We start from the raw sequence: 6,396 nt of genomic DNA, 5'->3' as shown, positions 1-6,396 counted from the left end.
CCCGCGGGGTGGGGGGGGGGCGCGCGCGGCCTTCCGGGCGGGGCCGGCCCCGATCCGCCCCCGCCGCTGTTCGTGGCCGGCGCCGCCCCCCGCGCGCCGGCGGTCGGGCCGGGCGCGGTCGGCGACGGGTGGCTCACAGCTCGGTGAGCGTCTCCAGGGGGATCACGTAGATTTCCACGACGTCGTGGACGTTGCTCCACGTGCCGGCGGCGTGGCGGATGTAGACCACGTGCTCCTTGGCGCCGCTGCGGTCGGTGGTGTCGTACTCGTAGACGGCGTGGTGCTTGCGGGCGCGGCGGGTGGCGGCGTGCACGGTGCGGGTGCGGGCCTGGTTGGGGAACGGCAGGAAGTGGTGGCCGTCCCTGAGGGTGAACACCAGGGCGTGGTCGGGGCGCGGTCCGTTGGTGACGAGCCGGGCGCCGTAGTCGCGCAGGGCCTGGATGTGGCCGGTGTAGTACTCCTCGGCGGTCTGGGTGGTCATAGTGGCTGTCCTTCTTTCTCGGCTGTGTCGGCCGACGGTTATGGAGGGGCGTCGGTGGTGGAGGCGGATCGTGGTGGTGCGCGGCGTCAGCGCCAGGGGGTGTGCCGACTACGGGTGGCAGGCGGCCTTCTGGCCGAGGACGTAGCAGCGCAGGTCGATGTCCTCGGGCAGGGCGGGCGTCTGGTCGTCGAAGAGGACGGCGCCGACGGCGACGGCGAAGGTGCGGGTGACGGCGTCGGAGCCCTTCTTGGTCTGCGGGGCCTGGAACATCAGGTAGCGGGCGAGGAGGTAGTCCTGGATCGTCGGGTCGGGGCCGGCGAGGAGGGTCAGCGCCCAGCGGTGCAGCACCGTGCCGTGCTCGGGGTCCGGGGTGACGGTGTAGATCGGATCGCCTCCGGTCTCCATTCGGGAGGCGTCCAGGCCGCGCGCCGCGACGCGGGCCGCCAGCTGCTCGGCGACGGCCCGGGCTGCGGTCCCCCTGACGATGCGGTTGCCGGCCAGTCGCGTGCCGTCGGGCAGGATCACCCAGTTCTGCAGTTCGTGGCGGTCGGGGGCCTCGGCGGCGAACCTCGCCCGGGCGGCCCGGCCGTAGCGGGCCATCGCCTCGTAGGCCGGGGTGGGCACGCCGCCGGTGTAGGTGCGGGTGGCCTCGTCCCACTGGGAGCCGTCGCGGAAGCGGCCGACGGCACCGAGCCGGTCGAAGTTGGTGGAGCCCTCGGTGATCGGGGTGCGGAACCGCTGCGGGTCGTAGGCGATGCCCTGGCCCAAGCGCCCGACGGCGGCCAGCGCGAGGTGGTAGCGCCAGTCGATCAGCTCGGCGTGGACCTGGTGGAGGGCGGTGACGCGCCGCTGCGGAGTGTCGGCCTGCGCCCAGAGGTCGGCGATCCGAGCCGCTGCGGTGGTGGCGGCCACGGCCTGCTTCGAGGCGAAGGCGCGGACCTTGGCCTGCCGGTCAGGGCCGGCGAAGCGCAGGGCGAGCGGGCTCGTCGGGAAGTGACTGGCGGTGATCATCGGCTGTCTCCCGGTCGGAAGGTCGTGGGTGCCGGCTGGTGGAGCGGTCAGGCCACACACCACCGCGCCCGCCCGCCGGGCCGGCCCACACGGTCGAGCGCGGCGCCCGCAGTCCCGGCCTGGGTGGCGCGGGGGCGGCGGGCGCCGTGGTGGGCAGCGTCAGCGTCCGGGTGTCAGGCGGTGGTGCCGGTGTGTGCGGGCTCGCTTCGCAGGGCGGCGGCCAGGATGGCGGCGTGGTCGAACGCCAGCCGCTCCGGGAGCTCGTCGTGCTTCCACCAGCGGGCGGTGCGGGCGTCGTCCCCGGCGGTGGCCGGGGTGTCGGCGGGGACGACGGCGAGGTAGGCGACGCTCACGTAGCGGCCGCGCGGGTCGCGGCCGGGCTCGTCCCAGGCGCCGAGCTGGATCAGGTCGGCGGCGTCCACGCGCACCCCGGTCTCTTCCTCCAGCTCGCGGGCGGCCGCGTTGCGGCTGGTCTCGCCGGGGTTGACGTGGCCGCCGGGCAGCGCCCACGCGCTCGCGAAGGGCGGCTTGCCCCGCTCGATCAGCAGCACGCGGCCGTCCGGCGTGAGGGCGACGACGTCGGCGGTGTAGCGGATCGACTCGAAGGTCTCGGTCATCTCGGTCTCCTGGTCAGTTGGGTGGTCGGCGAGTCGCGGGCATGGTGAGTGGCGAGAGGGTGTGTCACTGTGGAGCGCTTGGTGCGGCAGAGCCGGTCGACGTGGTGGGAGTGGTTGTGAGCGAGGAGTCTGAGCGGATCCGGCACGGTGTGGGCCACTACGCCGTCGATGTGGCGCTGGCACTGACCGAGGAAGGCGTCCCGGCGGCGGTGCACGCCGTCAATGGCTCCGGGGATCAGGAGCCCTCCGCCGTCGTGCTGCTGAACCTCACGGTCGGCCAGCGGGTGGTGCCGGACGGCCTGTGCGGCCTGGGATGGGACTGTGTGTCCGGCTGGTTCTTCTTCACCGGTGACCCGTCGCGGCCGAGCGAGGAGCTGATGGCCGGGGTCCGGTGGCTGAGCGACGGCCAGGTGCCGCCCCCGGCCAGGCTGAGGTCGTTCCTGTCCGCCGTGCTGCTGGACCCGGCGAGCGCCGGCAGCGCCGAACGCCCCTACTACGCCGTCCCCGGCGGCGGGCCCGGCCTGGCCGACCGCCTCGCCCCCTATCTCTCCCGCACCGTCAGCGAGCCGTGGCAGCAGCGGTTCGCCAACCGGCAGCAGAGGGCTCTTCACGCGCGGGTCCTGGAGTATCTGCGGGACGACACCGACGAGGTGGTGATGCTGCCGTTGCGTGCCGGCGAGCTGCGGGCAGTGGTGGAACTGCTGGAGCTGCACGACCTGACCGGCCAGTACCTGTCTCCGATGGGACGCCTGGCCGGGCATCTCGCCCGGGACCTCGAGGCCCGCGTGGCGGCCGGCCTGTCACTGGAGCCGGCCGCCGGGGTGGTGTACACGCAGATCCTCCGGGAGGAGAACGACGCGATGACCGCGCAGATCGAGGCGGAGCGGTTGGCGATGCGGCGGGACTACGGGCCGGACGTGCCGGCTGACCTGCCGCCGATCGACTTCTCCTGACGCGCGTCTCCTTCGCGGTGGGGCCCGCCACGGTCGTGGCGGGCCCCACCGCATATGTGCTTCCGGGTGATCAGGTGGCCAGGCGCCACAGGACCACGATGATGACCAGCAGGCCGATGAGGACGGCCTTCGGGTTGAGGCTCCAGGAACCCTCGAGCACCTTGATCTCGGCCCAGATCGCGTCGATCTCGTTCTGCAGTCCGGTGTGGGCGGGGGTGCCGGGCACCAGGGTGTTCTGGACGGCTCCCTTCTCGGCCAGGGTCTGGCGGAGCCTGGCGAGGCGCTCGTCGCGGGATATGGCCCAGGGCATCGGGCGGGGTCCTTCCAGTCGGTGAGTACAGGCGGTGATGGCGGTAGCGCGGTTCAGGTGAGGGCGCGGCCGCCGTCGAGGCCGGGACTCGACCTCCACGTTCGGCAGCGAGGGCGCACGGCGGTGGCTCTTCGGCGGTGGGCAGGGCGGGCTGGTTCAGAAGAAGGCGAGCTGCTCGCGCTCCGAACGGGCGGGGACGAGGTCGGGCAGGCCCAGGGAGTCGACAGGGGCGGGGCCCTTCTCGCCGGTGATGTGCCAGTCGGCGAGGGCCTGGGCGTCGGCGGCGGTGCGGCACCACGCGTCGTCGCTCAGCACGCGGCGGGTGATGATCCGTCCGCAGCAGTTCACCCACCACCAGCCCGGCCGGGTCTCGCCGCGGGCCTGTTGGATCAGCGGCTTCTGGTGGTGGCACGCGCAGCGGCAGAGCCGGCGGCAGGGCGGTCCGGCGGGCCAGACCCACGCGAGGTCGTTGACGCCGGAACGCAGGTCCGGGGACGCGTGCTGGTGGGGCTCGGGGTGGTGGGCGTGGCGGTTCGGGTCGGCCTGGATGACGGTCTCGCGAGTCGGGCCGCCGTCGTGACGGCATTCGCCGTGGCGGCCGGCCTGGCACTCGCTCGACGGCGGCCGGTGGCAGGCGCAGTCGGTGAACGGGCCGGGGATGTGCGCGTAGGAGCGCAGCCAGCTCGGCGGCCAGACGTTCTCCCGCACCCAGGCGGCGGCCTGCGGGGGCATGGCGTCGGGCTCGCGGGCGCCGGTGTCCGGGTTGTCGCGGGCGCGCTCGGTGGCGAGGCGGGCGCGGCCGGTGTCGGTGAGGCGGGGGCCGTCGGGGTGGCCGGCGAGCAGCCCGCCCCAGATCATGGCGACGACGTTGTTGGGGACGCCGTGGATGCGGTAGCGGTCGCGGTCGTAGTCGAGGAGGCCTTGGTCGGCGAGGTCGAGCCACCTCGCGTTGACGGGCTTGTCGTCGGGCCAGGGGTCGTGCACGGGTTCCTCCGAGCAAGGGGTGCGGGGACAGGGGCCGGTCCGGCCGCGTGGTGTGCGACCGGACCGGCAAGGGTGGGGGAGGGGCGCGGTCAGCCGGAGAGGCGCACGGGCATGACCAGGTGCTGGTAGGTGGTGTCGGGGCCATCGCCGAGGCGGCCGGCCAGGTACGCGGGCTTGTGCGGGTCCCGCACGTGCAGGTCGGCCTCGGAGGTGCCGAGCGACTTCAGCGCGTCGACCAGGAAGGCCGGGTTGAAGGCGATGACCAGGCCCTCCGCGCCGGCGGTGCCGGTGCTGTGCGCGGGGATGCGGTCGCTGGCCTGTGCGTCGTCACCCGATCCGGCCTCGACGCGCAACTGCTCGCCGCCGGGCTCGACGGCCAGGCGCACGGGGGTGTTGCGGGTGGCGACCAGGGCGACGCGCTGGAGCGCGGCGACGGCCTCCGCCACGGGCAGGCGCAGCGTGATGGGCCAGTCGCCGTCGAAGAAGCCGCTCATCTTCGGGAACTCGCCGTCGAGCAGGCGGGTCATGTAGGTGCGCCCGCCCGGGATCGACAGGCCCAGCAGGCCCTCGGACCAGTGCAGCGTGAGGGTGTGCTCGCCCTCCAGCGCCTTCGCGGCCTCGGCGAGGCTCTTGGCGGGCACCAGCGCCGCCGTCTCGGGCTCGCTGTCCTTCTTCTTGCCGCGCTTCGGGGCCGGGGCGGGCAGGTTGCCGGTGGGCCGGACGGCGAGTTCCTTGTGGGTCATGCGGTAGCGGTCGGTGGAGTCCAGGTGGAGCAGGTCGCCGTCCAGGCGGACCTTGATGCCGGTCAGCGCGGGCAGGGAGGTGTCGGTGGAGGCGGCGACGGCGACCTGGGCGACGGCGTCGGCGAGGACGTCGGCCTGCACGGTGGCGACGGCGTCCGGCAGGGGGAGCACGGCGGGGTACTCGTCGACGGGGAGCACCGGGAGGGTGAAGCGGGCGGCGCCGCAGCCGACGACCAGGCGGGCGCCGCTGTCGACGAGCTCCAGGTCGACGTCGGCTCCCTTGGGCAGGCGGGAGCAGATGTCGTTCAGGAGCCGGCCGGGGACCAGCGCGGTGCCGTCGTCGGCGATCTCGGCGGAGACGGTGGCGGAGGTGTAGACCTCGCCGCCGGCGGCGGACAGGCGCAGGCCTGCGTCGCCGGTGACCAGGAGCATGCCGAGCAGGACGGGGACCGGCGGGCGGGCCGGGAGGGCCTTGGCGGTGTAGGAGACAGCGTCGGCGAGGGCGGAGACGGGCAGGCGCAGCTTCACGGTGGTGCCTTCCGGAGTGGTAGTGGTGGTGTGTTGGCGGGCGCGCGGGGCCGGTCAGCTCTCGTCGTCGGGGCCGAAGGGGTCGCAGGTGGAGTAGCCGGTGTCCAGCAGCAGGCAGTCGCCGTAGTCGTCGGCGTGCTCCAGGACGAGTTCGGCGGTGCCGGCCCAGCCGGGGACGACGGCCATGACCGGGGCGTGGTCGGGCAGGCCGGCCAGGACGGCCGCGAGGTCGCCGACCGTCAGCACTCCGGCCAGGCCCGCACGCCGGGCGACGGCGAGCTGCGGGCACGGCGCCTCGCCGCGGGCGGCGCCCAGGGCGGGCAGGTGGAGGTCGAGGGCCGGGGCGTTCGGGTCCGGGTCGGGCGCGGTGGTGTGCAGGACCAGGGCGCCGTCCCAGGTGGTGGCGCGCACCGGCCAGGCGGCGCGGCGGTTCCACTGCGGGACGCCGCAGACGACCAGCAGGTGGTCGGGCAGGCGCGTGATGCGGGCGGCGAGGTCGCCGATGGTGAGGCGGGCGGCGCTGTAGGGGGTGCCCTCGATCCGCCACGGCTCCTGGCGGTCGACCGGGGGGCGGTGGCGGGCGGCGGCTTTGAGGGTTTCGGTGATGGCGGTGACCGCGGCGGCGCCCATCTCCTCGGGGCTGGCCGGGTCGGCGGTGACGGTCACGGAGTTCACGGTGTCCTCCACGGGGTCGCGGTGTCGGCCGGACGGCCGGCAACGCCCCCGGACGCGCCGCGCCCGCCCCGGCCGGGTGTTCGGCGGGGCGGGC

The 6,396-nt window shown here is 74.6% G+C and carries 8 protein-coding genes; 1 reads left to right on the top strand and 7 read right to left on the bottom strand.

What is annotated here, in order from left to right; translation table 11 throughout:
- Positions 1-133: 133 nt before the first annotated feature.
- From ACFU9E_RS30725 to ACFU9E_RS30715, 3 genes are all read right to left on the bottom strand, one after another.
- Complete coding sequence (locus ACFU9E_RS30725; protein ID WP_380689739.1) at positions 134-481, bottom strand: hypothetical protein; 348 nt, start codon at positions 479-481, stop codon at positions 134-136.
- A gap of 108 nt (positions 482-589) precedes the next feature.
- Positions 590-1,492 (bottom strand): hypothetical protein, encoded by a 903-nt coding sequence (locus ACFU9E_RS30720; RefSeq protein WP_380689741.1) that lies wholly within the window; start codon positions 1,490-1,492, stop codon positions 590-592.
- Between the two features lie 173 nt (positions 1,493-1,665).
- Complete coding sequence (locus ACFU9E_RS30715) at positions 1,666-2,109, bottom strand: NUDIX domain-containing protein (RefSeq protein ID WP_380689743.1); 444 nt, start codon at positions 2,107-2,109, stop codon at positions 1,666-1,668.
- A gap of 116 nt (positions 2,110-2,225) precedes the next feature.
- Here ACFU9E_RS30715 and ACFU9E_RS30710 point away from each other — a divergent pair, with 116 nt between their 5' ends.
- Positions 2,226-3,062, top strand: a complete 837-nt coding sequence (locus tag ACFU9E_RS30710) for a hypothetical protein (RefSeq protein WP_380689745.1) — start codon at positions 2,226-2,228, stop codon at positions 3,060-3,062.
- A 70-nt stretch (positions 3,063-3,132) separates the two neighbouring features.
- Here the strand turns inward: ACFU9E_RS30710 and ACFU9E_RS30705 are convergent, their stop codons facing one another.
- The 4 genes from ACFU9E_RS30705 to ACFU9E_RS30690 form a co-directional block, all read right to left on the bottom strand.
- On the bottom strand, positions 3,133-3,372 hold the full coding sequence (locus ACFU9E_RS30705; protein ID WP_380685123.1) for a hypothetical protein: 240 nt from the start codon (positions 3,370-3,372) through the stop codon (positions 3,133-3,135).
- Between the two features lie 156 nt (positions 3,373-3,528).
- Entirely contained in the window at positions 3,529-4,356 is an 828-nt protein-coding gene (locus ACFU9E_RS30700; protein ID WP_380685124.1) for a hypothetical protein, read from the bottom strand.
- Positions 4,357-4,445: 89 nt separating this feature from the next.
- Positions 4,446-5,627, bottom strand: coding sequence for a DNA polymerase III subunit beta (gene dnaN / locus ACFU9E_RS30695; protein ID WP_380685125.1), 1,182 nt, complete (start codon positions 5,625-5,627; stop codon positions 4,446-4,448).
- A gap of 54 nt (positions 5,628-5,681) precedes the next feature.
- Positions 5,682-6,302, bottom strand: a complete 621-nt coding sequence (locus ACFU9E_RS30690; RefSeq protein WP_380685126.1) for a hypothetical protein — start codon at positions 6,300-6,302, stop codon at positions 5,682-5,684.
- Positions 6,303-6,396: the final 94 nt, after the last annotated feature.

The sequence above is a fragment of the Kitasatospora sp. NPDC057595 genome, assembly GCF_042800875.1.
GTDB lineage: Bacteria > Actinomycetota > Actinomycetes > Streptomycetales > Streptomycetaceae > Kitasatospora.
This window is presented reverse-complemented; position numbering and strand designations above follow the sequence as displayed.

What these genes read in the sequence shown, in the direction of transcription:
- ACFU9E_RS30725 (WP_380689739.1), bottom strand. Translation starts at nt 481, where the DNA reads ATGACCACCCAGACCGCCGAGGAGTACTACACCGGCCACATCCAGGCC.
- ACFU9E_RS30720 (WP_380689741.1), bottom strand. Translation starts at nt 1,492, where the DNA reads ATGATCACCGCCAGTCACTTCCCGACGAGCCCGCTCGCCCTGCGCTTC.
- ACFU9E_RS30715 (WP_380689743.1), bottom strand. Translation starts at nt 2,109, where the DNA reads ATGACCGAGACCTTCGAGTCGATCCGCTACACCGCCGACGTCGTCGCC.
- ACFU9E_RS30705 (WP_380685123.1), bottom strand. Translation starts at nt 3,372, where the DNA reads ATGCCCTGGGCCATATCCCGCGACGAGCGCCTCGCCAGGCTCCGCCAG.